This is a genomic window from Burkholderia sp. BCC1208, from assembly GCF_902833095.1.
Taxonomy (GTDB): Bacteria; Pseudomonadota; Gammaproteobacteria; order Burkholderiales; family Burkholderiaceae; genus Burkholderia.
Genome location: NZ_CADFDY010000004.1, coordinates 461,648 through 487,132 on the forward strand (window position 1 = coordinate 461,648; position 25,485 = coordinate 487,132).

Here is a 25,485-nt window from a genome sequence, read left to right on the forward strand (position 1 = left end):
GAAGGCGCGCGCATTAACGAAAGGACGCTGTGAGATTTAAAACGGAAGCGGCGGCCGGAAAAAATCGCGCACCGGAATGCCCGATTGTTTGCGCCGCCCAGATCGTTTCCTGCCGGGTGATTAAAAAGCCCCATGCCGCCCTCATTATTTCTTGTCCGGCAGCCCTGGCTAGCTGCCGCGTCCCAGTTTAAAACCGGGTTTATGGTATTCCACGTGCCCGAGATCCATCATTTTCCATCGGCCGCCCCAGGTCAGGCCGACTTGCTCGGCGACCTGGCCGTACAACTGGTAGCCGCGCATCGCCCACGGATCTTTCTCGGAAATGACCAGCTTGCCGTCGCGCAGGAATGCGTTATCGGCCGCCAGCCCGAATTGGTGATAACTCTGGAAGGCTGCCGCGTTGGTCACGTTGCTGCCCATCTGTGCCAGCCGGTTCTGCCGTTCCGGGCTCCGGTAACCTTCCAGCAACGCCATTTCATAACCGTGCTGTTCGTGCATGATCTTGTAGACCAGCAGCAAACGCGTACGGAAATCCGGGTCCAGCAGGTTCCAGTCGCGGCTCGCATCCTTCAGCGCCGGGCGGACCTGTTCGACTTCCTTGGTGGCGAAGACTTCCGGCGGCAGCGGCGGGGGCGGCACGAGTTGCTCGCCCTGCAGCAACGCGGCGATTTTCTCGTCGGGCACGCGCGCCGTGTCGTCGTACTGGAACAATTGCCGGCCGCGTAACGCAATGGCGACCAATGGCGGCGTCGCAAGAATACCTGCCGATACCATAATCATCAAGCGCCGCCGAACCAGTAAATTTTGCACATCGCTTAATGCGCCGCGCGTCGCGCTTGCCGATTTAACAATCTGACTCCGCGTGCGCGCGGCGCGATCGTTCGCACGACGCGTAAGGCGGCCGTGAAACTGGGCGACGGATTCAAAAACGGTCGCGCGGATACCCGGTAAAAGCAACAGTGCCGCGACGGCGACGGCAAGGGCGAAATAGGCGACGAGTGCGACGGCTATCAACGAAATCCCCGGAAATTGGAATTGATTGTGTTTTGCAATGCTTGCTCTTAGAATCAGGCTGCTTCGAGAGGCCGGGCTATATTATCGCGGTGAATTAAACCAGGATTCAATGAGACGCTGAATGAGTGCGCCGGAAAATTCAAATTCGAAAACTCCGCCCAGCCTGCTGTCCGATACTAAACCGGCAGGCGAGGGAGGACCTCGGCAGTCGCGCATTCTCGCGGATCTGGAAGGGCGTGTCACGCCGCCCGCCGAGCCGCCGCGCCGTTCGCTGAAGGCGCCGATCGCCGCCGTGGTGGCGTTGGTCGTGGCCGTCGGCGGCTGGGGCGCATGGCGCATGCAGCAGTCGTCGGGCGAACGGCCCGCGGTCGTCGCGGCTGCGCCCGCACCCGCGGCGGCTGCGCCGGACAAGGCCGCACCGGCCAGCGGCGCCGCCGTACAGGTCGCGCAGAACGGCGCATCCGCCGCGTCGGCCGTGCAACCGGCCACGATCGTCAACGACGATTCGGCGTCCCAGGCCGTTGCATCGGCTTCGGCCGCGTCTGCCGCGGACAACAGCCGCCTGTCGCGCGCGCTTGCCAACGGCGCCGACGACGCATCGGGCGCGGCCACGGCCGGCGCAGCCGCAACGGCGGCGGCCGCCGCGGCGGCGACGGCCAAGACGGCGAAGGCCGACGCGTCGAAGAGCACGAAGGTCGCCGCGCACGGCAAGGCCGACACGAAAGCCGAGGCGAAGGCCGACACGAAGGCCGAAGCCCGCAAGCATCGCAAGGAACAGCAGGCCGAGCTCGCGCAGGCGAAGAAGCGCCGCGACGCGACGCCGACCCGAACCGCGAAGGCGGGCGGCAAGGACGATCCGGATGCCGATCTGCTCGCCGCGCTCGTCGCGCGCACGAAGCCGGCCGACAAGAAACTCGCCGCGCAGAAGGGGCAGGCCGTGCCGACCAAGACGGCGGCGGCGACCGGCGGCTCGCTGGCGTCGCGCGTGAAGGAGTGTTCGGAGCGCGGTTTCTTCGAGGATCAGCTGTGCCGCTGGCGCGTGTGCGACGGCCACTGGGGCAAGGATCCCGCGTGCCCGAGCGCCGCGCAGTCGGAGACGCGGCAGTAACGCGTGCCGCGCACGCCGCGATGTCTTTCCCGTCAGCGCCGCCCAATGGGCGGCGCGTTGTTTTCGGGGCAAGGAGCGGCTGCCGGTAGGATGCCGCGTGACACTGTCACGAGCGCGTCACGCCCGTCGGGCATACGTTTCCTATCTTTCCCGGCGCGGGCCCGCGACCCGCGATGTGCGGCGTGCCGCGCGCCGCGCGCCGCACGACCTTCGACACGATGGATCTGATCGTACAGACTTACGGCGCCGATACGTCCGGCATGGTGTGCGGATTCCGCTTCGTTCCGGGCGGCGCCGGCGCGATGCTCGATGCCGACGCGGCCGCCGCGTGGTTGCGCACGTGCCGCGAGCACGGCGCGGCCGCATCGGGCGATTTCGTCTGGCTGCATTTCAATCTCGCGCATGGCGCGAGCGAACGCTGGATGCGCACGCATCTCGGGTTGCCCGACAGCTTCTTCGAATTCCTGCACGAAGGCTCGCGCTCGACGCGCATCGAGCAGGAGGACGGCGCGTTGCGCGCCGTCGTCAACGACGTGATGTTCAATCTCGAGCTCACGCCGTCGGAGATCGCGACGCTGTTCGTCCACGTCGAGCGGCGCATCATGGTGACCGCGCGGCTCAAGCCGCTGCGCTCCGTCGACACGCTGCGCGCGTGCGTGCGCGACGGCGAGCAATTCCGCTCGCCCGCGGAACTGCTCGTGCACCTGCTGCGCGACCAGGCCGACCTGCTGATCCAGATCATGCGGCGCACGAGCGTCGATGTCGACCGCATCGAGGATCGCTTCCTGTCGCAGCGGCTCACGTCGAGCCGCATCGAGCTCGGCGCGATGCGCCGCACGCTGACGCGCCTGCAGCGCATGCTCGCGCCGGAGCCCGGCTCGATCTTCCGGCTGCTCGCGAAGCCGCCCGCGTGGCTGCACACGGAAGACGTGCAGGAGCTGCGCGAGTCGACCGAGGAATTCTCGCTGGTGCTCGCCGATCTGTCGGGACTCAACGAGCGCATCAAGCTGCTGCAGGAAGAGATCGGCTCGCGCCTGGACGAGCAGAACAACCGGACGCTGTTCACGCTGACGCTCGTCACCGTGATCGCGCTGCCGATCAACATCGTCGCGGGCTTCTTCGGGATGAACGTCGGCGGCGTGCCGTTCTCGGAGAACAAGCACGGCTTCTGGCTGATGGTGCTGCTCGTCGCGGGTTTCACCGCGCTGGCTGCGTGGTGGGCGTTTCGGCGCCGTGACGATCGCTAGCGCGGCATTCGAGCATCGCATCGACGCGGCAGCGCGTTTCGCGCCCGCGCCGGACGGCATGAAAAAAGGGCCTCGCGTGCGAGGCCCGTCAACAGGTCGGAGAAACCGGTACGCCGGCCGGCGCCGCGGGTGGCGCGGCGCCGGCCGGATCCGCACCGTTACTGCGTCACTACCTTGCGCGGCTTGAAGATGCCCTGGTATTGCCGTGCCGGGCGTTCCTTCGTCACCGGTTCGATGCCGCCGAAGGTCGGCGTCTGGCGCAGCTTCATCGCGGCCGGCGAAGCGACCGAGCCGATCGACGTCGAGCGCGAGGCCGGCGCGAGGTTGTTCGCGACGAGCAGCGCCGCTTCGCTCTTCAGGTTCGCCAGCAGCACCGGATCGGTCGAGCCGTTGACCTGCGTGAGCAGCCCGCTCCAGGCCGCGTCGCTGTAGTTCACGACGTAGTAGTCGAGACCGCTCGGGTCGGCGACCACGCCCGTGCAGCCGTCGATCCGCGTCTGCGCCTGCGTATCCTTCAGCGCGAGCGTCGTGCGTTTCGCGAGCCCCTGGCCGTACGCGAGCGTGATCGGCACCGTCCACTGCAGGCCCGGATACGCGTTCTTGTTCGGGAACGGCTGCTGTTTCAGCGTGACGACCGTCTGGTTCTTCGTCATGTCGCACTGCGTGTCGAGCGAGATCAGCGGCACGCCGGTCTGACGCACGTAGCTGTCGCCGATCGGGCCGACCGCCTGGCCGCTTTCCTTCGACAGCGCATCCCACAGACGCTTCGGCGTCCCGTTGCCGAACGAGTAGTCGACCAGGTACTGCTGCAGCCCCTTGCGCAGGGTCTGCTCGCCGAGATAGTTCTCGAGCGTCTTCAGCACGTGGCCGCCCTTGTCGTACGTGAACGCGCTGGCGCTCAGCACGAAGTCGTTCGATGCCCAGTCGTTGAAGTTCGGCGCGACCGGGAACGCGTTCGGGCCGATGTCACGATTGATCACGCGGTACTTGTTCTTCACCTGGTCGAGCCAGCTGAATTCGTCGGGGAAGAACTGGATCGTGGTCTTCGTCTCGAAGAACGTCGCGAACGATTCGTTGAGCCACACGTTGTCCCACCAGTCGGTCGTCACGAGATCGCCGAACCACTGGTGCGCCACTTCGTGCGTCAGCACTTCGTTGCCGTAGTGCGACATCGGCTGGCCCGGCTGCGGCAGGATGTCGTCGGCGAACTCGAGGATCGAGCCCCAGTTCTCCATCCCGCCGAAGTTCAGGTCCTTCTGCTCCTTGAACGCGTCGTTCGCGGCCACCGTGTCGAACTTCGTGAGCGGCAGCGCGATGCCCGTGTAGCGGTAGTAGAAGTCGAGCGCCTGCTTGGTGCGGTCCATCGCCGGCTTCGCCCACTCGCTCATGCCCGGCGGCGTGAACACGCGCAGGTGCAGGCCGCCCTTGCCGCCCGGCAGCGGGCTCGTGAAGTCGTCCTCGTAGGTGTCGAACATGCCGCCGCCGAAGAACAGCAGGTACGACGGCATCGGCGGGGTCTTCTCGAACTGCACGAGCTTGTAGCCGCCGCCGACGTTGGTCGACGGCTTCTCGGCCGCGTTCGACACGACGCGCCAGCTTTGCGGCACTTCGGCCGTCACTTCATAGGTCGGGCGGAACGCCGGCTCGTCCCAGCCCGGGAACCACTGGCGCGACAGGTTGGTTTCGCCCTGCGTCAGGATCGCGCCGCTCGTCTTGCCGTCGGTGCCCTTCAGGTCGACGCGGAACACGCCTTCCGCGGCCGAGCAGCCCGGATACGGATCGTCGCCGCAGCTGCCGCCCGTTTGCGTGGCCGGATCGTCGTACGACTTGAAGTTGATGATGCCCGACCACTCCATGTGCAGCGAATAGTTGCCCGGCGCGATCGTGCCGGCGACGGGGCGCAACTGATAGAAGTCGCCCTTGTCCTGCGGCGTCGCGATCAGCTGGATGTTGCCCGGCTGCAGCGTGATGCGGCCGTTGGTGAACTTGATCCGGTGGCCGGCGATCACGATGTTGTTGACCGGCTTCAGCACCTTGATCTCGACGTCGGCGCGGCCGTCGAACGCGTTCAGCGCTTCGTTCGGGCGGAACCACAGCCGGTAGTTCACGGGCACCACGGTGTCCGGCAGTTCGACAGGCGGGACGCTCTTGTCGACGTTCGATGCGCTCGGCGGCGCGGTGACGGCGGGCGACGAGCCCGTGTGCGGCGCGCCGGCGGAGCTGAGCGCGGAAGCGGAGCCCGCACCGCCGTCGTCGCCGCCGCACCCGGCGAGCGCGAGTGCGGCGACGAGCGGCAGATAACGCATCTTGCGAATATGAATCGACATGACTGAATCCTCGATTGTTGAAAGAATCGTTCAGTGCTGCGAAAACGCCGGCAAAAGCAATCCCCTCGCCGTTTAATCAACAGCGAAAAAATGCCAATGACGGATTATTCGAAAAGACGGCGGCCGACTACGTGAAGGTAATCATGGTTTACTGCCCCCTCTGAATTTCCGGATGTCGGTTAACTGGCCGGTTCAAAATGGCCGCACGCGTGTTGTACTGAATTGATTTCGCGCGCACGACACGGGGCCGCACGCCCGGCGCGGGCGCGCAATCCCTTTGAACCGACGACCTACGGGGCTGGCCGGGCCAGTCCGCAGGACGGAAGGACAGCGTGTCGCCATCCCGTAAATTCGCCGTCATGCGGCTTCAAGGTTTGTCGGCTTGCTCCAAGGATGCGTAAATATACTTGATGGTTTTGGGTAAAGGAAACGAAAAATTTAGAAAGAGCATCTATTGAATTCCGAGCGCTTCATTGAATGCTGAAAGTCATTAATGTGCTTTCCGTTTAGCTGGCGATTTCGTAGTTTTAATCTATTAACAATCTTGCGCCGCCGCGAAAACTACGAAATCCGGTGAAGGGCGGCACGGTCGGTACAATGCATCGACGATCCCGTTCACCGATTGCCGCGAGGAGACTGTCCCATGCCACGAGCCCTGTTCCGTATCGCGCCGCTGCGCGCCGCGCTGCTGCTGTTTGCCGCCATGTTCGTGCTGGGTGGTTGCGCGGGGCTCACGCGCGAGCCGGTGCGCGTGTCGGTCGCCGGGCTCGACCCGCTCGTCGGGCAGGGCCTCGAGATGCGCTTCAGCCTGAAGTTGCGCGTGCAGAACCCGAACGATGCGCCGATCGACTACGACGGCATCTCGGTCGCGCTCGACCTGAACGGCACGCCGTTCGCGAGCGGCGTCAGCGATCGGGCGGGCACCGTGCCGCGGTTCGGCGAGGCCGTGCTCGACGTGCCGGTTTCGGTATCGGCCTTCGCGGCCGCGCGGCAGGCGTGGAACCTGCCCGGCGCGGCCGCGAACGGCGAGCTGCCGTATGCGCTGCGCGGCCGGCTCGCCGGCAGCGTGCTGGGCACCGTGCACTTCAGCGACGCGGGCACGCTGCGTCTGCCGACCCTGCCGGGATGGGGCGGCTAGATCGTCCGATCGAAATTCAACATCGGCCAAATGTGTCGAAATATTTACTATTTAACAGTCTTTAACGCCTATCTCCGCGGAATGTCGACTTTCGTCGACGGGCCCCCTTACACTTGCCGATGTCCGAGGGTCGGACATTCTTTTAGGGGAAATCCATGGCGGCAAAATTCGAGCTCAAGAAGGCCACGAACGGTCAGTACTACTTCCACCTGAAGTCGGCGAACGGCGAGATCATCCTCGCGAGCGAGCGGTACGAGGAGAAAAGCGGTGCGAGAAACGGGATTGCATCCGTGCGGGAAAATGCGCCGCTCGACGAGCGTTACGAGCGCAAGCTCGCCCACAACGGTGAGCCGATGTTCAATCTGAAGGCGGCCAACCACCAGGTCATCGGCACGAGCGAGACGTACAGCAGCGTGCAGGCACGCGAGAACGGCATCGCTGCCGTCAAGCGCGACGCGCCCGTTGCGGAAGCCGTCGATCTCGCCTGATCGACGGTTGCGCCGCGACGAACACTTGCGGGCGGCCGTCGCGGCGCCCGTTTTGCCGGGTCGGGCAAAGCGCGGTATGGTGTGGTCCGCGCGGCGAATTCTCGCCGCCGTTGAAGCCAACCGTACCGAGTTCGCGTGACCGATTCCCCCGTTTTCCACTGGACCGACGCCGACGGCGTCGATCATGCCGTGCGCTGGCGCTCCGAAGCCGGCGTGCCGCCGCCGAAGCGCGCGGTGCCCGCCGACGACCGTCTCACCGCCGACGCAGCCTACCGCCTCGCCTGCGAAGGCACCGCGCTCGTCTGGCAGGGTGACTTCCAGAATGCGCGCCAGCTCGTGCAGGCGATGGCGCGCCGTGTCGAACGCAAGCCGAAGAAGGCGAAAGCCGCGGCCGGCGTCGATGCGTTCAACCTGCATCGTCTCGCGCAATCGCAGCGCGCCCGCACGCTCGGCATGCTGCTGATCCCGCTCGACGCCGATTACACGATCCCGCTGCGCCGCGCGCCCGACGTGCGGGCGGCCTGCGAGGAGGCGTACGGCCCCGGCGGCGCGCCGTCGGTCGTGTCGCTGCGCGAATTGCTCGGCCTCGTCGGCGCCCATGAATGGCGCAAGAAGGGCGTGCCGATCCCGGCGCTCGGCGGCGCGCCGATCCATCCGCACTACGGCGTGTTCTCGCCGGTGCGCGGCGAATACGTGGAGCTCGTCGCGCGTGCGCCGCTGCCGGCGACGTCGCTCGCGTTCGATATCGGCACGGGCACCGGCGTGCTGGCGGCGGTGCTCGCGTCGCGCGGCGTCGAGCGCATCGTCGCGACCGACCAGGATCCGCGCGCGCTGGCTTGCGCGCGTGAGAACGTCGCGCGGCTAGGGCACGCGGGCCAGGTCGATATCGTCGAGGCCGACCTGTTTCCGCCCGGCCGCGCGCCGCTCGTGGTCTGCAACCCGCCGTGGGTGCCGGCCCGGCCGAGCGCGCCGATCGAATACGCGGTCTACGACCCGGACAGCCGCATGCTGCGCGGTTTCCTCGCAGGGCTGGCCGCGCATCTGGAGCCGGGCGGCGAGGGCTGGCTGATCCTGTCCGATTTCGCCGAGCATCTCGGCCTGCGGCCGCGCGAAACCTTGCTGCAGTGGATCGACGAAGCCGGCCTCGTCGTGCTCGGCCGCGACGACATCCGCCCCGCGCATCCGAAGTCGACGGACGCCGACGATCCGCTGCATGCGGCGCGTCGCGCCGAGGTCACGTCGCTGTGGCGGCTCGGCGCCCGGGCCTGACCGCGTATTTTCGGTAAACTACCGCCATTCCTCACGAATTCCCGCCGCCGGGCCGTGGTCGACAGACCGTGGCCCGGCGGCGCTTCACGATGTCGAACAAAACCCACGAAATCCGTCCGGAGCAGTCCGTCGAGCTGCTGAAGGAACTGCACATCCTCACCCGCGACGGGAAGCTGAATCAGGACAGCCGCCGCAAGCTGAAGCAGGTCTATCACCTGTTCCAGTTCGTCGAGCCGCTGCTCGCCGGCGTGCAGGCCGACAAAGGTCAGGTGACGCTCGTCGATCACGGCGCCGGCAAGTCGTATCTCGGCTTCATCCTGTACGACCTGTTCTTCAAGCAGCAGCCGGGGCACGGCACGCCGGCGTTCGCGTCGCACGTGTACGGCATCGAGACGCGCGAGGAGCTCGTCACGCGTTCGACCGAGCTTGCCGCGCGGCTCGGGTTCGGCGGCATGTCGTTCCTGAACCTGTCGGTCGCCGATTCGATCACGTCGCCGCAACTGCCCGAAACGGTCGACGTCGTCACCGCGCTGCACGCGTGCGACACGGCGACCGACGACGCGATCCGCTTCGCGCTCGCGAAGCGCGCGCAGCACATCGTGCTGGTGCCGTGCTGCCAGGCGGAAGTCGCGGGCGTGCTGCGCAGGAACAAGGGCAAGTCGCTCGCGAATGCGCTGACCGAGGTGTGGCGCCATCCGCTGCATACGCGCGAATTCGGCAGCCAGATCACCAACGTGCTGCGCTGCCTGCAGCTCGAGGCGCACGGCTACCAGGTCAGCGTGACCGAGCTGGTCGGCTGGGAGCATTCGATGAAGAACGAGCTGATCATCGCGCAGTACAAGAACCTGCCGCGCCGCAAGCCCGGCGAGCGGCTGAACGAAATCCTCCAAATGTTCGGGCTCGCCGAACTGAACGAGCGCTTCTTCGTCGCGCAAGCCGCCGCCGCGGGCGACGACATCGTCGAGCCGGCCGAAGGCTGACGCGCGAGCGCGTGGGCGGCGCGGGCATGGCGCCCGCGCCGCCCCGTTGCACGCCGTGTCACACGTCGTCGCCCGGCCGGCGCATCCATTCGCGCCAGCCTTCGTGGCCGAGGCGGCGTAGGGTTTCCTGATTCTTTTCGTAGATCGCGGACGCGTCCGGGAACGCGTCGACCGCGCGCGCGATGCTGTCCTCGCGCAGCAGGTGCAGGATCGGATAGGGTGCGCGGTTCGTGTAGTTCTCGATGTCGTCGGGTTCGGTGCCTTCGAATTGGTAGCGCGGATGGAAGCTCGCGATCTGCAGCACGCCGTCGAGCCGCAATTGCCGCACGAGCCGCTCGGCAAAGAACAGCGCATCGTTGTAGTCGACGAAATCGGCGAACGCGTGCGGGTAGATCACGAGCGTCGTATCGACCTGCTGCGGGTCCGCTGCTTCCAGCGCGCGCAACTCGGTTTCGAGTTCGGCGAGCGCGTCTTCCAGCGTCGTCGCTTCGCTGATCGCGTAGCGCACCTGTTCCTTCACGTAGACGCTTTTCGCGAACGGGCACAGGTTGAGCCCGATCACCGCGCGCGCGAGCCAGTGCCGCGTGGCGGCGAGGATGTCGTCGTGCGAGTCGGGGCGGGTGTCGGTCATCGTGATACCAGTCGGGCGGAAGGGCAAAAAGGGCAAAAAGGGCAAAAAGGGCAAAAAGGGCGAAGAGGGCCGCATTGTAGCGGGCGCGCCGGGGACGAACGCGCGCGACCCGTCACGCGCAGGCCGCTTCGATCAACTGCGTGACGAGCGCGGGCGCAATGCCGATCGGCGTTTCGCCGTGCCGGTAGGTCTGGCTCGCCGCGTAGATGCCTTCGACCACCAGCGCGAGCGCATCGGCCAGCGCCTTCGGCTGTCGCGCACCGGCGCCTTCGCAAAGCGCGACGAGCCGTTTCATCAACTGCTCCTTGTTCTGCGCGACGCGTTCGCGCGCCGGGTGCGACGCATCCGGGAATTCGGCGGCGACGTTGACGAACGGGCAGCCGCGATAGTCCTTTTGTGTCGCACGCTCGGCGAGATCGACGAAGTACTGGATCAACTGCGCCTTCGGCTGCCCCGGATGCTTCGCGGCGCTCGTGTCGAGCCGCTCGAAGAAGCACGCGTCCATCCGTTCCAGATACGCGAGGATCAGCTCGTCCTTCGACGAGAACTGGCGATACAGGCTCATCTTGTTGACGCCCGCGCGCTCCACCACGGCCTCGACGCCGACCGCTCGCACGCCTTCCCTGTAAAACAGCTCCTCGGCGGCACGCAGCAGGTGCTCCTGCGCGGTGGCGCCGTCGATTTGCCGGCGCGTGCGTCGCGCCAGCGGTTTGGCGACCTCGATGCCCGACATGATGACCCTCGACTACGTGGTGAATTGCTTGACATGTTACCGACTGGTAACTACGATCGCAACACACTTGTGACCGACCGGTAACAATGCCGGCCGGATCGACGGAAAATGCCAAGCATCGGCCCGGGTCAGCCGATGCGGTGTGCGGCGGAGGTGGCCTGGCGGGGCGGGGCAGGCGCGATGGCGCCGGAGCCGCCAACTGGAGAACGCGAAGATGAACTGGGCAGTGACACGAATCGGCGGGCGCTTTCATTACGGATGGCTCGCGGCGGCGGTGGTATTCCTGATCCTGCTGGCGGCGGCCGGCACACGCGCGACGCCGAGCGTGCTGATGGTGCCGCTCGAACGCGAGCTCGGCTGGAGCCGGGCGGCGATTTCGCTGGCGATTTCGGTGAACATCGCGCTGTACGGCCTGACGGGCCCCTTCGCGGCCGCCGCGATGCAGCGCTTCGGGCTGCGGCCGACGATCCTCACCGCGCTCGTGACGATGAGCGCGGGCGTCGCGCTGTCGTCGATGATGACGCAGAGCTGGCAGATGGTGGCGATCTGGGGCCTGATGGTCGGCAGCTCGACGGGCGTCGTCGCGCTGACGCTGTCCGCGACCTTCGTCACGCGCTGGTTCCATGCGCGGCGCGGCCTCGTGATGGGGATCCTGACCGCGAGCACGGCCACCGGCCAGCTCGTGTTCCTGCCGATGCTCGCGGCGATCGCGCAGCGCCACGGCTGGCGGCCGGTCGTGCTGGTCGTCGCGGTGGCGGCCGCGATCGTGATTCCGCTCGTCGCGTTCCTGCTGCCCGAGCGGCCGGCCGACGTGCGGTTGCGCCCGTACGGCGAGCCGGCCGATGCGCCGTCCGCGCCCGATGCGACGAAGGAGAACCCGCTCGCGGTCGCGTTCCGCACGCTGCTGATGGCGAGCCGCTCGCGCGACTTCTGGCTGCTGTTCTTCAGCTTCTTCATCTGTGGCGCGAGCACCAACGGCTATGTCGGCACGCACCTGATCGCGATGTGCAGCGACTACGGGATGACCGAAGTACAGGGCGCGTCGCTGCTCGCGGCGATGGGCGTGTTCGACCTGTTCGGCACGACGCTGTCGGGATGGTTGTCCGACCGTTACGACAACCGCGTGCTGTTGTTCTGGTATTACGGGCTGCGCGGGCTGTCGCTGATCTATCTGCCGCATGCGTTCGGGATCGATTTCTTCGGGCTGCCGCTGTTCGCGATGTTCTACGGGCTCGACTGGATCGCGACCGTGCCGCCCACCGTACGGCTCGCGACCGACGTGTTCGGCAAGGCCGCGGCGCCGGTCGTGTTCGGCTGGATCGTCGCCGGCCACCAGCTCGGCGCGGCGTTCGCGGCGCTCGGCGCGGGGCTGCTGCGCGCGAGCCTCGGCACCTATACGATTGCGTCGATGATCTCGGGCGGCTTGTGCATCGTCGGGGCGCTGATCGTGCTGCGGATCAACCGCGGACCGTCGCGCGCGGCCGCGCAGGCAGCCTGATCGCGGCGGCCCGGCCGGCCGTACAGGCTGCGGCCGGCCATTGCACACCAGGAGATTTGCATGGCGCGGCGGGATCGGGCGCGCAATCGCTCAAGCGGGTATGCTTGCGGTTCGCCGGGCGTTCGCGCCCCTTCATCGATGTCAGCGAGGAACCGCATGTCCGTCAAACCTGCTCCCACCACTGTTTCGATTCACGATCTGATCGCGGGCCGCTGGAGCCCGCGCGCGTATTCGGACGAACCCGTCAGCGTCGGCGATCTCCACGCGGTGCTCGAAGCGGCGCGCTGGGCACCGTCCGCGTACAACGCGCAGCCGTGGCGTTTCATCGTATTCGAACGCGCCCAGGACGAAGATGCATTCAAGCGCGCGTTCGCGACGCTGGTGCCGTTCAATCAGGGCTGGAATGCGCCGGCGCCGGTGCTGATCGCGGTCACCGCGCACACGTTGACGCCGAAGGGCGAGCCGGCGCCGACCGCGCTGTACGACGCCGGCGCCGCCGCGATGTCGCTGGTGCTGCAGGCGCACGCGCTCGGCCTCGCCGCGCACCAGATGAGCGGGTTCGACGCGAAGGCGTTCCGCGACGCGTTCGCGATTCCGGCGGACGTTGCGATCGCGTCGATCATCTCGCTCGGCCACTACGGCAACGTCGACAAGCTCGATCCCGTGCTGCGCGATCGCGAGAAGGCGCCGCGTACGCGCCATGCGATCGGCGAAGTCGTCTACGCGGGTGCGTGGAAGAAGAGCTTCGACGCGGCAGCCTGACCCCGCGGGCGGGCAGGCTGCGTCGCGCGTCCTGTCCGCGCATGTTCCCGGTGCGCCACGCCGCGCGCCGTTGCCGCCGGCGCCCGTTGCGCGGCGCTGGTGGCCGGCCCCGGTTGTGATCCCGCGGGCTTCATGTTAAAAAGCCGGTCCTTTCCGTTTTCGCGCCGGCCTGCTGCGGCAATTTCCCATGACTTACTGCGCGATCGATTTCGGCACGTCCAATTCCGCCGTGGCGCTGCCCGACGGCGATGGCATGCGCCTCGCGCCCGTCGAGGGCGACCACCTGACGCTGCCCACCGCGATCTTCTTCAACAACGACGAAGAGACGGTCGAATACGGCCGGGCGGCGCTGGCCTCCTATATCGACGGTTTCGACGGCCGGCTGATGCGCTCGATGAAGAGCATTCTCGGCTCGCCGCTCGCGGAAACGACGACCGACCTGGGCGACGGCAGTGCGATCGCGTACACCGAAATCATCGCGCGCTTCCTGACGCACCTGAAGCGCAAGGCCGAAGCGCGCGCGGGCGCGCCGATCGGCCGCGCGGTGCTCGGCCGGCCGGTGTTCTTCGTCGACGACGATCCGCGCGCCGACCGCCTCGCCCAGGATCAGCTCGAGGCGGCCGCGCGATCGGTCGGCTTCGCGGACGTGCATTTCCAGTACGAACCGATCGCCGCCGCGTTCGACTACGAATCGCGCCAGCCGGCCGAGCGTCTGGTGCTCGTCGCCGACATCGGCGGCGGCACGTCCGACTTCTCGCTGGTGCGCGTCGGCCCGGAGCGGATGGCGCGGCTCGAGCGCAAGGACGACGTGCTCGCGCACCACGGCGTGCACGTCGCGGGCACCGACTACGACCGGCGTGTCGAGCTGGCGGCGATCCTGCCCGCATTCGGCTACCGTTCGCTCGACCCGGAAGGACGCGAACTGCCGAACAAGATCTACTTCGATCTCGCGACCTGGCACCTGATCAACACCGTCTACACGCCGAAGCGGGTCGGCGAGCTGAAGCTGATGAAGCACCTGTACCAGGATGTGCGGCAGTACGACCGGCTCACGAGCGTGGTCGAGCAGCGGCTCGGGCACGCGCTGATGGCGCGCGCGGAAGAAGCGAAGATCGGCGTCGCGGCGGGCGGGGAGACGATGATCGACCTGAACGACGTGGAAGAAGATCTGCTGATCGCGTTCGACGCGGATCGCCTCGTCGACGCGAGTCGGGACGATACCGCGCGCATCGTCGACGCCGCGCGCGAGACGGTGCGGCTCGCGGGCGTCGCGCCGCGCGAGGTCGGTGCGCTGTATTTCACCGGCGGTTCGACGGGGCTCGGGTTCCTGTCGAGCGCGCTCGCCGGCGCGTTTCCGGATGCGCAGCCGGTGTTCGGCGACCGCCTCGCGAGTGTCGCGACGGGGCTCGGTATTCACGCGCAGCGACTGTTCGGCTGAATGGCGGGGCGGCTATCGCTCCCCATGCCGGACGGCCGGCACCAAAAACAAAAAGCCCCGCCGAAGCGGGGCTTTTTTACACGAATGATCGCGCCAAGCTTAGACCGGACGGATGTTCGCAGCTTGCAGACCCTTCGGGCCCGTCTTCACTTCGAATTCAACCTTCTGGTTTTCTTGCAGCGTCTTGAAGCCTTCGACGCGGATTTCCGAGAAGTGCGCGAACAGATCGTCGCCGCCGCCTTCCGGGGTGATGAAGCCGAAGCCCTTTGCGTCATTGAACCACTTGACGGTACCGGTTGCCATGTTACTTGTTCCTAAAAAGATAAAACGGGGCCGAAGCCCATGGTGTGCGGAAAATCAAGGAAGGGGTAATAGGACCAACCGGAGTACCGTTGATGGGCGAACTACGAAAGAACCAATTCACTCGCCACTTGAAATCCTGCGAAGTCCTTTATACGGCTAATCCGTCTGATGGTCAACCGTATTCCCGTGCTCTCAGGGTTATTGCGGAGATCAGGTTTACAAAGCTTGCAAGCCATGCGAATTTTTTGTAGGGGCCGATCGATTTTGGCGCCACGTTCGAGGTGCAACCGTTAAACTACGCGCCGCGTGGACGGGTTGCCCCGATCGGGTGACCCTCCCCCCCAAGAATGCGTGCGCGGTGCTGTCCGAGCCGATCCCGGACCGCAGGCCGACCATGCTTTTTGAGACACAGGAGAGGATGTGAAGAGTTCTATTCAACGGAACATCGGCCCGTTTGCATTGATGCTGACGGGGCTGGGTTCGATTATCGGCTCGGGCTGGCTGTTCGGTGCCTGGAAGGCCGCGAAGATCGCCGGTCCGGCGGCGATCTGCGCATGGATCATCGGCGCGGTCGTGATTCTCGCGATTGCGCTGACGTATGCGGAACTGGGCGCGATGTTCCCCGAGTCGGGCGGCATGGTGCGCTACGCGCGCTACTCGCACGGTTCGCTGGTGGGTTTCATCAGCGCATGGGCCAACTGGATCGCGATCGTATCCGTGATCCCGATCGAGGCCGAAGCGTCGATCCAGTACATGAGCACGTGGCCGTATCCGTGGGCGCATGCGCTGTTCGTGAACGGAGAATTGCAAACCCTCGGCCTGCTGCTGTCGGCCGTGCTGGTCGTCATCTACTTCATGCTGAACTACTGGGGCGTCAAGGCCTTCGCGCGGGCGAACACCGCGATCACGATCTTCAAGTTCCTGATCCCCGGCTTGACGATCCTCGGCCTGATGCTGACGAGCTTCCACTCGGAGAACCTCGGCACCGCGTCGAATACGAGCTTCGCGCCGTACGGCTGGTCGGCCGTGCTGACCGCGGTCGCGACGAGCGGCATCGTGTTCGCGTTCAACGGCTTCCAGAGCCCGGTGAATCTGGCCGGTGAAGCGCGCAATCCGTCGCGCAGCGTGCCGTTCGCGGTGATCACGTCGATCCTGCTCGCGCTCGTGATCTACGTGCTGTTGCAAATGGCGTATATCGGTTCGGTGAATCCGGCCGACGTCGCGAAGGGCTGGGCGCACTTCAACTTCTCGTCGCCGTTCGCGGAACTCGCGATCGCGCTGAACCTGAACTGGCTCGCGATCCTGCTGTATGTCGACGCGTTCATCAGCCCGAGCGGCACCGGTACGACCTACATGGCGACGACCACCCGCATGATTTACGCGATGGAGCGCAACAACACGATGCCGAAGATGTTCGGCAACGTGCACCCGATCTACGGCGTGCCGCGCCAGGCGATGTGGTTCAACCTGCTCGTGTCGTTCGTCTTCCTGTTCTTCTTCCGCGGCTGGAGCTCGCTCGCGGCGGTGATCTCGGTCGCGACGGTGATCTCGTACCTGACCGGCCCGATCAGCCTGATGGCGCTGCGCCGTGCGGCGACCGACATCGAGCGTCCGCTGTCGATTCCGCTGATGAAGCTGATCGCACCGTTCGCGTTCGTGTGCGCATCGCTGATCCTGTACTGGGCGAAGTGGCCGCTGACGGGCGAAATCATCCTGCTGATGATCGTCGCGCTGCCGGTGTACTTCTTCTTCCAGGCGAAGTCGGGCTGGACCGGCTGGGGCGCCGACCTGAAGGCCGCATGGTGGCTGGTCGCGTACCTGCCGACGATGGCCGTGCTGTCGCTGATCGGCAGCAAGGAGTTCGGCGGTCACGGCGTGCTGCCGTACGGCTGGGACATGCTGGTCGTCGCGGCAATCGCGCTGGTGTTCTACTTCTGGGGCGTGAATACCGGTTACCGGACCCAGTATCTCGACGAGCGAGAGTCGCACGACGAGATCCTCGAAGGGGTCGGTGTCTGACGGCTGACCTGTCGCCGGATTCGGCGGCGGCAGGATGCAGTGACAAAAGCCCGCCCGAGCGATGCTCGGGCGGGCTTTTTGCTGGGCGGTTGCGCCGCGGATCAGGCGCCGGCGCTCGCGAACACGTAGTTCGTCATCGCGAGCACGCGCTGGTAGGTGCCGAGCGACTGGATGCCGAGCCGGTAGTCGTCGTCCGCCGCGCCGAGCGCCGTGAAGACCGGCAGCAGGTGCTCGTCGGCCGGATGCATCAGCGCAGCGTGCGGCGCCTGCCGACGGTAGTCGAGCAGCGCGTCGACGTCGCGCGCGGCAAGTTTCGCCTCGAACCAGTCCGTGAATTCCGCGACGCGCGGATCCGCATCCTCGGGCGCCGCGCCGAAATCGGCGGCGCGCAGGTTATGCGTGATCTGCCCCGAACCGATCACCATCACGCCGTCGTCGCGCAGCGGCCGCAGCGCGCGGCCGAGCGCGAAGTGATGCGCGGCATCCGCGCGCGGCTGGATCGACAGTTGCGCGACCGGCACGTCGGCTTCCGGAAACATCAGCAGCATCGGCACCCACGCGCCGTGATCGAGGCCGTGTTCGGCCGTCGCGGTCGCGATGCCGGCTGCGTTCAGCAGCGCGGCCGCGCGCTCGGCAACGTCGGGTGCGCCGGGCGCCGGATAGCGGATGTCGTACAGCGCCTGCGGGAAACCGTAGAAGTCGTGAATCGTGTCCGGATGCGCGGCGACGCTCGCGACCGGCTGTTGCGTGCCCCAGTGCGCGGACAGCATCAGCACCGCGCGCGGGCGCGGCAATTCGGCGCCGAGGTGCGCGAATGCGCCGGACGGCAGCGCCGGGTCGATCGGCAGCGTCGGGGCGCCGTGGGACAGGTACAGCGAAGGCAAGCGGTTCATGGGGATGACCTGCAAAAGGGTTTGCCTGTGACTATAGGCGCGCACCGTGCATTGATAAATCGGCGAACGTGAATTTGATTGGTGCTTGCTGGTTGATAATCGCTGCGGCGGCAGGCAATCGAATACCGATTCGCATCCGAAAGTGGGAAATCGAAGGAATTGCAGCGCGATTTGGCGGCGATGCGCGAAAAAGAGGCGCGGTTACTGCGCGTGCCGGATGCCGGCCCACGGCGTCGTGAGCGGCGCGCCGAGCGCGAACAGGTCGAGGACGCGCGTGACGGTCTGATCGACGAGTTCCTCGATCGTCTTCGGCATCGCATAGAACGCGGGCAGCGGCGGAAAGACGATGCCGCCCATTTCGGTGACGGCGGTCATGTTGCGCAGATGCGCGAGGTTGAACGGCGTTTCGCGCACCATCAGCACGAGACGGCGGCGTTCCTTCAGCGTGACGTCGGCCGCGCGCGTGATCAGGTTGTCGGACAGCCCGTGCGCGACGCTCGCGAGCGTCTTCATCGAGCAGGGCGCGATCACCATGCCGTCGGTCGCGAACGAGCCCGATGCGATCGTCGCGCCGACGTCGCGCACCGAATGCACGACGTCCGCGCGGCTTTCGACATCGGCCTTCGGCAGCTTCAGTTCATGCTGGATGTTGAGCCAGCCGGCGTTCGAAATCAGCAGGTGCGTTTCGACGCCGCCGGCGGCGCGCAGCAGGTCGAGCAGCCGCACGCCGTAAATCGCGCCGGTGGCGCCGGTGATCGCGACGATCAGCCGGCGTGGCGGCGCGCTGGGAGATGCCATCGAAAGGGGGACGTTACGCGGCCGCGAACAGTTGCTGCAGTTCGCCCGACTGGTACATCTCCATCATGATGTCCGAGCCGCCGACGAATTCGCCCTTCACGTAGAGCTGCGGGATGGTCGGCCAGTTCGAGAATGCCTTGATGCCCTGGCGGATTTCGTCGTCTTCCAGCACGTTGACCGTCTTGAACTGGTCGACGCCGCAGGCCTTCAGCACCTGCACGGCGCGGCCCGAGAAGCCGCACATCGGGAATTGCGCGTTGCCCTTCATGAAGAGCACGACCTGGTTTTCGTCGACGATTTGCTTGATACGTTGTTGGGTGTCCATGACTGACCTTGCTTTAGCGGGGCGTTAGATCGAAATGATAGCGGATTTCAACCGGGCGGGCCGGACATCAGCCGGGCAGGCGGCCGCCGGTCGTGCGTTCGATGGCGGCGAGATCGGCGAGCGATTCGACCGCGACGAAGCCGTGCGACGCCAGTATCGCGCGGACGGCTTCGGCTTGGTCGTAGCCGTGCTCGATCCACAGCGTGCCGCCCGGTTTCAGATAGGCGCCGGCGCCCGCGACGATCGTACGGATCGCGCTGAGGCCGTCGGCATCGTCGGTGAGGGCGCCGCGCGGCTCGAAACGCAGGTCGCCTTGCCCGAGATGCGGATCGTGCCGCGCGATGTACGGCGGGTTGCTGACGATCGTATCGAACGCGAGCGCGGGATCGAGCGCCGCGTACCAGTCGCTCCGCAGCCAGTGCAGCGGGCCGCCGGGGCGCGGCGCGCCGAGCAGCTTGTCGGCATTGCGTTGCGCGACCGCGAGCGCGTCCGGCGAACGGTCGAGCGCCCACACGCGCGCATCGGGACGCTCGGCCGCGATCGACACGGCGATCGCGCCGCTGCCGGTGCCGAGATCGAGCACGGCCGCGTGCGGCAGCCCGTCGATCGCCTCGAGCGCGGCTTCGACGAGCAGCTCGGTTTCGGGGCGCGGGATCAGCACGTCGGCCGTCACATCGAACGGGCGCCCGAAGAACTCGCGCATCCCCACCAGCTGCGCGACGGGCTCGCCGGCGACGCGCCGCGCTTCGAGCGCGCGATAGCGTTCGACCGCGGCGGCATCGAGCGGCGCGTCGCCGCGCGTGATCAGCTGCGTGCGGGTCCAGCCGAGCGCGTGCGCGAGCAGCACGCGTGCATCGACCGGGTCGAGCGGCGATGCGCGCAGCAGCGCGTCGGCGGTGGTGTCGGACATCGCGGCCTCAGTCGGCTTCGCCGAGCGACGCGAGCAGCTCGGCCTGGTGCTCGGTGACGAGCGCGCCGATCAGTTCGTCGAGATCGCCGTCCATGATCGCCTCGAGCCGGTACAGCGTCAGGTTGATCCGGTGGTCGGTCATCCGGCCCTGCGGGAAGTTGTACGTGCGGATTCGTTCGGAACGGTCGCCGGAGCCGATCAGGCTCTTGCGCGTCGCGGCTTCCTTCGCATGCTGCTCGTGATACTGCTTGTCCTTGATGCGCGCGGCGAGCACCTTCAGCGCGCGATCCTTGTTCTTGTGCTGCGAGCGGTCGTCCTGGCATTCGACGACGATCCCGGTCGGGAGGTGCGTGACGCGCACCGCCGAGTCGGTCTTGTTGATGTGCTGGCCGCCCGCGCCGGACGCGCGGAACGTATCGATGCGCAGGTCGGCCGGATTGATCTCGACCTCGCCGATCTCGTCGGCTTCCGGCATCACGGCGACCGTGCACGCGGACGTATGGATGCGCCCCTGTGTCTCGGTGGCCGGCACGCGCTGCACGCGATGGCCGCCCGATTCGAACTTCAGGCGCGAATACGCGCCCTGGCCCGCGATCCGCACGATCACTTCCTTATAGCCGCCGAGATCCGACGCGCTCTCCGACATCATCTCGACCTGCCAGCGCTGACGTTCCGCGAAGCGCAGGTACATGCGCAGCAGATCGCCCGCGAACAGCGCCGATTCGTCGCCGCCCGCGCCCGCGCGGATTTCGAGGAAGATGTTGCGGTCGTCGTTCGGATCCTTCGGCAGCAGCATCTTCTGCAGCTCGACCTCGAGGCGCGCCATGCCCTCGCGCGCGCTGCGGATTTCGTCTTCCGCGAAATCGCGCATCGACGGATCGGCGAGCAGTTCCTGCGCGGCCGTCTCGTCGCTGCGCGACTGGCGCCATAACGCGTATTGCTCGACGACCGGGCCGAGTTCCGCATGTTCGCGCGTGAGCTTGCGGTACTGGTCGAGGTCGGCCGTGACGTTTTCGCGGCTCAGCAGGTCGTTCAGTTCGGCCAGCCGGGTGGAAAGCTGGTCGAGCTTGCGTTGCATGCTCGTCTTCATGGTGTGGAGCGGCGCTCCCGGGCAAGGGGTATTCGGAAAGGATAGACCGGCGACAGCACAACGACCGGCCGGCGGCAGGGCGAGCGGCCGGCGCTAGTGGCCGGACGGGTCGTTCGAGCGCGGCGCGTGCTGGTAGAAGCCACGCATCAGGTCGATCAGCGAATCGCGATCGGCGCCGTTGACGCGGTTGAGCGCGCTCGTCGGGCCGTGGATCAGCTTGTTGGTCAGCGCTTGCGACAGCGCTTCGAGCACGGCGGCCGGATCGTCACCGCGCGCGAGCAACTTCTGCGCCTTCTCGACTTCGGCCCGGCGCAGCGCGTCGGCCTGCGTATGCATGTGACGGATCACCGGCACGACGCTGCGCGTGTCGAGCCATTGCATGAAATTCTGCACGCGCGTCTCGATGATCGCCTCGGCCTGGGCGACCGCGGCCTGGCGCGACGCGTTGCCTTCGCGCACGATCGCGCCGAGATCGTCGACGGTGTAGAGGAACACGTCCTTCAGCTTGCCGACTTCAGGCTCGATGTCGCGCGGCACCGCGAGGTCGACCATGAAGATCGGACGGTGGCGGCGCGCCTTCACCGCGCGCTCGACCGCGCCGAGGCCGATGATCGGCAACGTCGATGCGGTGCACGACACGATGATGTCGAATTCGTGCATGCGGGTGGGCAGGTCGGCCAGCGGCATCGCGCGGCCGTTGAAGCGTTCGGCGAGCCGCTGGCCGCGTTCGGCCGTGCGGTTCGCGACGACGAGTTCGCGCGGGCCTTGCGCGGCGAAGTGCGTCGCGCACAGCTCGATCATTTCGCCGGCGCCGATGAACAACACGCGCTGATCCGACACCTTCTCGAAGATCCGCTGCGCGAGGCGAACCGCGGCGGCGGCCATCGACACCGACTGCGCGCCGATTTCGGTCGTGCCGCGCACTTCCTTCGCGACCGCGAACGTGCGCTGGAACAACTGGTTCAGATAGGTGCCGAGCGCGCCGGCTTCCGTCGCGGTGCGAACGGCATCCTTCATCTGGCCCAGAATCTGGGTTTCACCGAGCACCATCGAATCGAGGCCGGAGGCAACGCGGAACGCGTGCCGGACCGCTTCCGACTGCGGCAGCGCATAGACGTGCGGCGCGAGTTCGTCGACCGGAATCCGGTGATACTCCGACAACCAGCGGAGCGCGCCTTCGCGGGCCGCGCGATCGTCGGTCGCGCAATACAGTTCGGTGCGGTTGCAGGTGGAGAGAATCGCCGCTTCGGGCGTATTGGGCGCCTGCGGGCCGAGAAACACGTTCTTGAAGGTGACGAGAGCCGGTTTGATTTGCTCGAGCGGAAACGCCACGCGTTCGCGCAGGGCGACAGGCGCAGTGTGGTGGTTGATTCCGATCGTGAGGAGTTGCATATCGAGGGCTATCGTTTAGCCCCATATTATAGCGTTTCGGCGATTTCCTCACTCGCCGCATACCGGGCATCGGCGTGGCGCGGCCGCGAATTTGGGGGCTCGATCGGCACGCGGTCGAGCTGATAGCCGAAGCCGTAGAGCGGCAACAGCCGGTAGCCGCGCTCCGGAAGCAGCTGCAATTTGCTGCGCAGCCGGGACGCGTGCGTGTCGAGCGTGCGCGACTTCATGTCGCGGCGGCGCGCCCATACCGTTTCGAGGATATGCGCGCGCGACACGGGCCGCGACAGGTTCGTGAACAGCAACTGGGCGAAACGGAACTCTTTCGGCGTGAGTGAAACGATTGCGTCGCCGAAACGCACGAGGCAATGCGTGGCGTCGAACGCGTATTCGCCATACATTTCGCGCGAGCGGGTGGGTGGCCGCCGTACGCCGGCGCGCCGGCTCAGTGCGTTGACACGCGCGAGCAGCTCGGGCCCGCTCACGGGACGCACGAGGCAATCGTCGGCGCCGGCGTGCAGGCACGACACGATTTCGCTTTCGCGCGCCGACTGCATCACGGCGATGGCCGGCAGCCCGGGCAGGACCGCCTGCGCGCGCGGAATGACTTCCTGCGCCTGCTGGTCACCGGCCCAATGACCGGTGACCAGCATGTCGCAGGTGTTGTCGGCGGCGAGCCACTCGAAGAATGCGGTGCTGGACGGAAACGCATGGCACACGTGACCGCCCGCGAAGAGCAGGCGGTTCAGGAGTGCGGTATGACGCGATTCCGGATCGATCAGAGCGATTCGCATGAGAATTTCTTCAATATGGCAGCCGGTGTGCGCTTGCCATAACGTCGAGTCGGCCCCTACACTCGAATGTTCGCGGCGCCCGGCTGGTCTCGGGTTCGATGGATGAATCGATGCTAGCCGCTGGCAGCGTTCACGCCTATGGGACGAATCTGAATTTATAGAAGGCGTTGAATGAACTGGTTTGGAATCCTTGTCCTGGGAGCGGCCGTCGGGCTGTTCGGCCGCTGGCTGCATCCGATGCGGCGCACGGGCCGGCCGGCGTGGTGGATCGCGGTGCTCGTCGGCATCGTGGGCGCGGCCGCCGCCCGCATGGTCGGCAATCTCTCGGGACTGTTTTACGATGGCGAGACGCTCGAATGGCCGGTCTGCACCGGCGTCGCGTTCCTCGCCGTAGCCGTGACGGTCGCGCTGTCGGCCCGTCGCTGAATGCTCTCAGGTGAAATCATGAATGCCCGTCTCCCCGAAGTCTCGCCGGTGCCGGCCCGTCTCGCGCTGCTGCGCGGCGCCATGGCCCGCGAGAATCTGGCCGCCTATCTCGTGCCGTCCGCCGATCCCCATCTGTCCGAATACCTGCCCGAACGCTGGCAGGCGCGCCGCTGGCTGTCCGGCTTCACGGGCTCGGTCGGCACGCTGGTCGTGACCGCAGATTTCGCGGGGCTGTGGGTCGACAGCCGCTACTGGGTGCAGGCCGATGCCGAACTGGCGGGCACGGGCGTCCAGCTGATGAAGATGACGGGCGGGCAGCAGAGCGCACCGTACGTCGACTGGCTCGCGCGCAACGTGGCGGCCGGCGCGACGGTCGGGGTCGACGGCGCCGTGCTCGGCGTCGCGGCCGCACGCGGGTTGACGGCCGCGCTGAGCGCGCGCGGCATCGCGCTGCGTACCGACGTCGACCTGCTCGACGCGATCTGGCCCGAGCGGCCGGGGCTGCCCGGCGACGCGGTATTCGAGCACGTGGCGCCGCAGGCCGACACGACGCGCGCCAGCAAGCTCGCCGACGTGCGCCGCGCGATGCACGCGCAGGGCGCGCAATGGCACTTCGTGTCGACGCTCGACGATCTCGCGTGGCTGTTCAACCTGCGCGGCGCCGACGTCAACTTCAATCCAGTGTTCGTTGCGCACGCAATGATCGGCGCCGATCGCGCGACGTTGTTCGTCGCCGACGGCAAGGTGCCGCCGGCGCTGGCCGCGTCGCTCGCGCAGGACGGCGTCGACGTCCGCGCGTACGACGCCGCGCGTGCGTCGCTCGCGGCGCTGCCCGACGGCGCGACGCTGCTGATCGACCCGCGCCGCGTGACGTTCGGCACGCTCGAGGCCGTGCCGGCCGGCGTGAAGCTCGTCGAGGCCGTGAATCCGTCGACGTTCGCGAAGTCGCGCAAGACGTCCGCCGAGATCGAGCACGTGCGCGTGACGATGGAGCACGACGGCGCCGCGCTCGCGGAATTCTTCGCGTGGTTCGAACAGGCCGTCAATCGCGAGACGATCACCGAGCTGACGATCGAGGAGAAGCTCACGGCCGCGCGCGCCCGCCGCCCCGGCTATGTGTCGGCGAGCTTCGCGACGATCGCCGGCTTCAACGCGAACGGCGCGATGCCGCACTACCACGCGACGCGCGAGTCGCACGCGACGATCGCCGGCGACGGGCTGCTGCTGATCGATTCGGGCGGCCAGTACACGACGGGCACGACCGACATCACGCGCGTCGTGCCGGTCGGCACCGTCAGCGACCTGCAGCGGCGCGATTTCACGATCGTGCTGAAGTCGATGATGGCGCTGTCGCGCGCCCGCTTCCCGCGCGGCATCCGCTCGCCGATGCTCGACGCGATCGCGCGTGCGCCGATGTGGGCGGCCGGGCTCGACTACGGCCACGGCACCGGGCATGGCGTCGGTTACTTCCTGAACGTGCACGAAGGCCCGCAGGTCATCTCGCACTACGCGCCGGCCGAGCCGTACACGGCGATGGAAGAGGGGATGATCACGTCGATCGAGCCGGGCGTGTACCGTCCGGGCCAGTGGGGCATCCGGATCGAGAACCTGGTCGTGAACCGCGCGGCAGGGCAGACGGAATTCGGCGATTTTCTCGCGTTCGAGACGCTGACGCTGTGCCCGATCGACACGCGTTGCGTGCTGATCGAGATGCTGCACGACGAAGAGCGCGCGTGGCTGAACACGTATCACGCAACGGTGCGCGAGCGCGTCGGCCGGCACCTGAGCGGCGACGCGAAGGCATGGCTCGATGTGCGCACGCAGCCGATCTGACGCAACGCGCGGTAATGGCCGGATAGCGGCCGGGTAGCGGTCGCACGACGGCCGGACAACGACGGCGAGGGC

The 25,485-nt window shown here is 66.8% G+C and carries 24 protein-coding genes; 12 read left to right on the plus strand and 12 right to left on the minus strand.

What is annotated here, in order from left to right:
* Positions 1 to 168 precede the first annotated feature (168 nt).
* Positions 169 to 1,014 carry a M15 family metallopeptidase gene (locus tag HWX09_RS12460; protein WP_027783396.1) on the minus strand — a complete coding sequence of 282 codons (846 nt, stop codon included), beginning with the start codon at positions 1,012 to 1,014 and terminating at the stop codon, positions 169 to 171.
* A 121-nt stretch (positions 1,015 to 1,135) separates the two neighbouring features.
* Between HWX09_RS12460 and HWX09_RS12465 the strand changes: the two genes are divergently transcribed.
* A complete protein-coding gene (locus tag HWX09_RS12465) occupies positions 1,136 to 2,122 on the plus strand; it encodes a hypothetical protein (RefSeq protein ID WP_027783397.1) in 987 nt (328 codons plus the stop codon).
* A gap of 218 nt (positions 2,123 to 2,340) precedes the next feature.
* Positions 2,341 to 3,369: a transporter gene (locus HWX09_RS12470; protein ID WP_027783398.1), complete on the plus strand. Its 1,029-nt coding sequence runs from the start codon at positions 2,341 to 2,343 to the stop codon at positions 3,367 to 3,369.
* 158 nt (positions 3,370 to 3,527) lie between these two features.
* On the opposite strand, the gene HWX09_RS12475 is transcribed toward HWX09_RS12470, so the two are convergent.
* Positions 3,528 to 5,696 (minus strand): M1 family metallopeptidase, encoded by a 2,169-nt coding sequence (locus HWX09_RS12475; protein ID WP_027783399.1) that lies wholly within the window; start codon positions 5,694 to 5,696, stop codon positions 3,528 to 3,530.
* Between the two features lie 643 nt (positions 5,697 to 6,339).
* Between HWX09_RS12475 and HWX09_RS12480 the strand changes: the two genes are divergently transcribed.
* The 4 genes from HWX09_RS12480 (at position 6,340) to HWX09_RS12495 (ending at position 9,571) form a co-directional block, all read left to right on the plus strand.
* Complete coding sequence (locus HWX09_RS12480; protein ID WP_027783400.1) at positions 6,340 to 6,834, plus strand: LEA type 2 family protein; 495 nt, start codon at positions 6,340 to 6,342, stop codon at positions 6,832 to 6,834.
* 155 nt (positions 6,835 to 6,989) lie between these two features.
* Complete coding sequence (locus tag HWX09_RS12485) at positions 6,990 to 7,322, plus strand: YegP family protein (RefSeq protein ID WP_027783401.1); 333 nt, start codon at positions 6,990 to 6,992, stop codon at positions 7,320 to 7,322.
* Positions 7,323 to 7,457: 135 nt separating this feature from the next.
* Complete coding sequence (locus HWX09_RS12490) at positions 7,458 to 8,591, plus strand: class I SAM-dependent methyltransferase (RefSeq protein WP_027783402.1); 1,134 nt, start codon at positions 7,458 to 7,460, stop codon at positions 8,589 to 8,591.
* Between the two features lie 89 nt (positions 8,592 to 8,680).
* Complete coding sequence (locus tag HWX09_RS12495) at positions 8,681 to 9,571, plus strand: SAM-dependent methyltransferase (RefSeq protein ID WP_027783403.1); 891 nt, start codon at positions 8,681 to 8,683, stop codon at positions 9,569 to 9,571.
* Between the two features lie 58 nt (positions 9,572 to 9,629).
* Here HWX09_RS12495 and HWX09_RS12500 read toward each other — a convergent pair whose 3' ends face one another.
* Together HWX09_RS12500 and HWX09_RS12505 are read right to left on the minus strand one after the other, a co-directional pair.
* Positions 9,630 to 10,202 (minus strand): DUF1415 domain-containing protein, encoded by a 573-nt coding sequence (locus HWX09_RS12500; RefSeq protein ID WP_027783404.1) that lies wholly within the window; start codon positions 10,200 to 10,202, stop codon positions 9,630 to 9,632.
* A gap of 112 nt (positions 10,203 to 10,314) precedes the next feature.
* Positions 10,315 to 10,935 carry a TetR/AcrR family transcriptional regulator gene (locus HWX09_RS12505; RefSeq protein WP_027783405.1) on the minus strand — a complete coding sequence of 207 codons (621 nt, stop codon included), beginning with the start codon at positions 10,933 to 10,935 and terminating at the stop codon, positions 10,315 to 10,317.
* Positions 10,936 to 11,149: 214 nt separating this feature from the next.
* On the opposite strand from HWX09_RS12505, the gene HWX09_RS12510 reads away from it, so the two are divergent.
* The 3 genes from HWX09_RS12510 to HWX09_RS12520 all read left to right on the plus strand — a co-directional run bounded on the left by HWX09_RS12510 (position 11,150) and on the right by HWX09_RS12520 (position 14,633).
* Positions 11,150 to 12,433 carry an MFS transporter gene (locus HWX09_RS12510; protein ID WP_027783406.1) on the plus strand — a complete coding sequence of 428 codons (1,284 nt, stop codon included), beginning with the start codon at positions 11,150 to 11,152 and terminating at the stop codon, positions 12,431 to 12,433.
* 156 nt (positions 12,434 to 12,589) lie between these two features.
* Positions 12,590 to 13,195, plus strand: a complete 606-nt coding sequence (locus tag HWX09_RS12515) for a nitroreductase family protein (protein ID WP_027783407.1) — start codon at positions 12,590 to 12,592, stop codon at positions 13,193 to 13,195.
* 187 nt (positions 13,196 to 13,382) lie between these two features.
* On the plus strand, positions 13,383 to 14,633 hold the full coding sequence (locus HWX09_RS12520; RefSeq protein ID WP_027783408.1) for an Hsp70 family protein: 1,251 nt from the start codon (positions 13,383 to 13,385) through the stop codon (positions 14,631 to 14,633).
* A 99-nt stretch (positions 14,634 to 14,732) separates the two neighbouring features.
* Here the strand turns inward: HWX09_RS12520 and HWX09_RS12525 are convergent, their stop codons facing one another.
* A complete protein-coding gene (locus HWX09_RS12525) occupies positions 14,733 to 14,936 on the minus strand; it encodes a cold-shock protein (RefSeq protein WP_006477070.1) in 204 nt (67 codons plus the stop codon).
* Between the two features lie 420 nt (positions 14,937 to 15,356).
* On the opposite strand from HWX09_RS12525, the gene HWX09_RS12530 reads away from it, so the two are divergent.
* Positions 15,357 to 16,955: an APC family permease gene (locus HWX09_RS12530; RefSeq protein WP_027783409.1), complete on the plus strand. Its 1,599-nt coding sequence runs from the start codon at positions 15,357 to 15,359 to the stop codon at positions 16,953 to 16,955.
* Positions 16,956 to 17,056: 101 nt separating this feature from the next.
* Here HWX09_RS12530 and HWX09_RS12535 read toward each other — a convergent pair whose 3' ends face one another.
* The 7 genes from HWX09_RS12535 to HWX09_RS12565 form a co-directional block, all read right to left on the minus strand.
* On the minus strand, positions 17,057 to 17,848 hold the full coding sequence (locus HWX09_RS12535; protein ID WP_027783410.1) for a class III extradiol ring-cleavage dioxygenase: 792 nt from the start codon (positions 17,846 to 17,848) through the stop codon (positions 17,057 to 17,059).
* A 201-nt stretch (positions 17,849 to 18,049) separates the two neighbouring features.
* Complete coding sequence (locus HWX09_RS12540) at positions 18,050 to 18,646, minus strand: UbiX family flavin prenyltransferase (RefSeq protein WP_027783411.1); 597 nt, start codon at positions 18,644 to 18,646, stop codon at positions 18,050 to 18,052.
* A 13-nt stretch (positions 18,647 to 18,659) separates the two neighbouring features.
* Positions 18,660 to 18,971 carry a Grx4 family monothiol glutaredoxin gene (gene grxD / locus HWX09_RS12545; RefSeq protein ID WP_027783412.1) on the minus strand — a complete coding sequence of 104 codons (312 nt, stop codon included), beginning with the start codon at positions 18,969 to 18,971 and terminating at the stop codon, positions 18,660 to 18,662.
* Between the two features lie 67 nt (positions 18,972 to 19,038).
* Entirely contained in the window at positions 19,039 to 19,881 is an 843-nt protein-coding gene (gene prmC / locus HWX09_RS12550) for a peptide chain release factor N(5)-glutamine methyltransferase (protein WP_027783413.1), read from the minus strand.
* A 7-nt stretch (positions 19,882 to 19,888) separates the two neighbouring features.
* Positions 19,889 to 20,971 carry a peptide chain release factor 1 gene (gene prfA / locus HWX09_RS12555; protein ID WP_027783414.1) on the minus strand — a complete coding sequence of 361 codons (1,083 nt, stop codon included), beginning with the start codon at positions 20,969 to 20,971 and terminating at the stop codon, positions 19,889 to 19,891.
* A gap of 93 nt (positions 20,972 to 21,064) precedes the next feature.
* Positions 21,065 to 22,363 (minus strand): glutamyl-tRNA reductase, encoded by a 1,299-nt coding sequence (gene hemA, locus HWX09_RS12560; RefSeq protein ID WP_027783415.1) that lies wholly within the window; start codon positions 22,361 to 22,363, stop codon positions 21,065 to 21,067.
* Between the two features lie 26 nt (positions 22,364 to 22,389).
* Positions 22,390 to 23,154 carry a response regulator transcription factor gene (locus HWX09_RS12565; RefSeq protein ID WP_027783416.1) on the minus strand — a complete coding sequence of 255 codons (765 nt, stop codon included), beginning with the start codon at positions 23,152 to 23,154 and terminating at the stop codon, positions 22,390 to 22,392.
* A 171-nt stretch (positions 23,155 to 23,325) separates the two neighbouring features.
* On the opposite strand from HWX09_RS12565, the gene HWX09_RS12570 reads away from it, so the two are divergent.
* Positions 23,326 to 23,580 carry a hypothetical protein gene (locus HWX09_RS12570; RefSeq protein ID WP_006477062.1) on the plus strand — a complete coding sequence of 85 codons (255 nt, stop codon included), beginning with the start codon at positions 23,326 to 23,328 and terminating at the stop codon, positions 23,578 to 23,580.
* 18 nt (positions 23,581 to 23,598) lie between these two features.
* Positions 23,599 to 25,413, plus strand: a complete 1,815-nt coding sequence (locus tag HWX09_RS12575) for an aminopeptidase P family protein (RefSeq protein ID WP_027783417.1) — start codon at positions 23,599 to 23,601, stop codon at positions 25,411 to 25,413.
* The last annotated feature ends 72 nt before the right edge of the window (positions 25,414 to 25,485 follow it).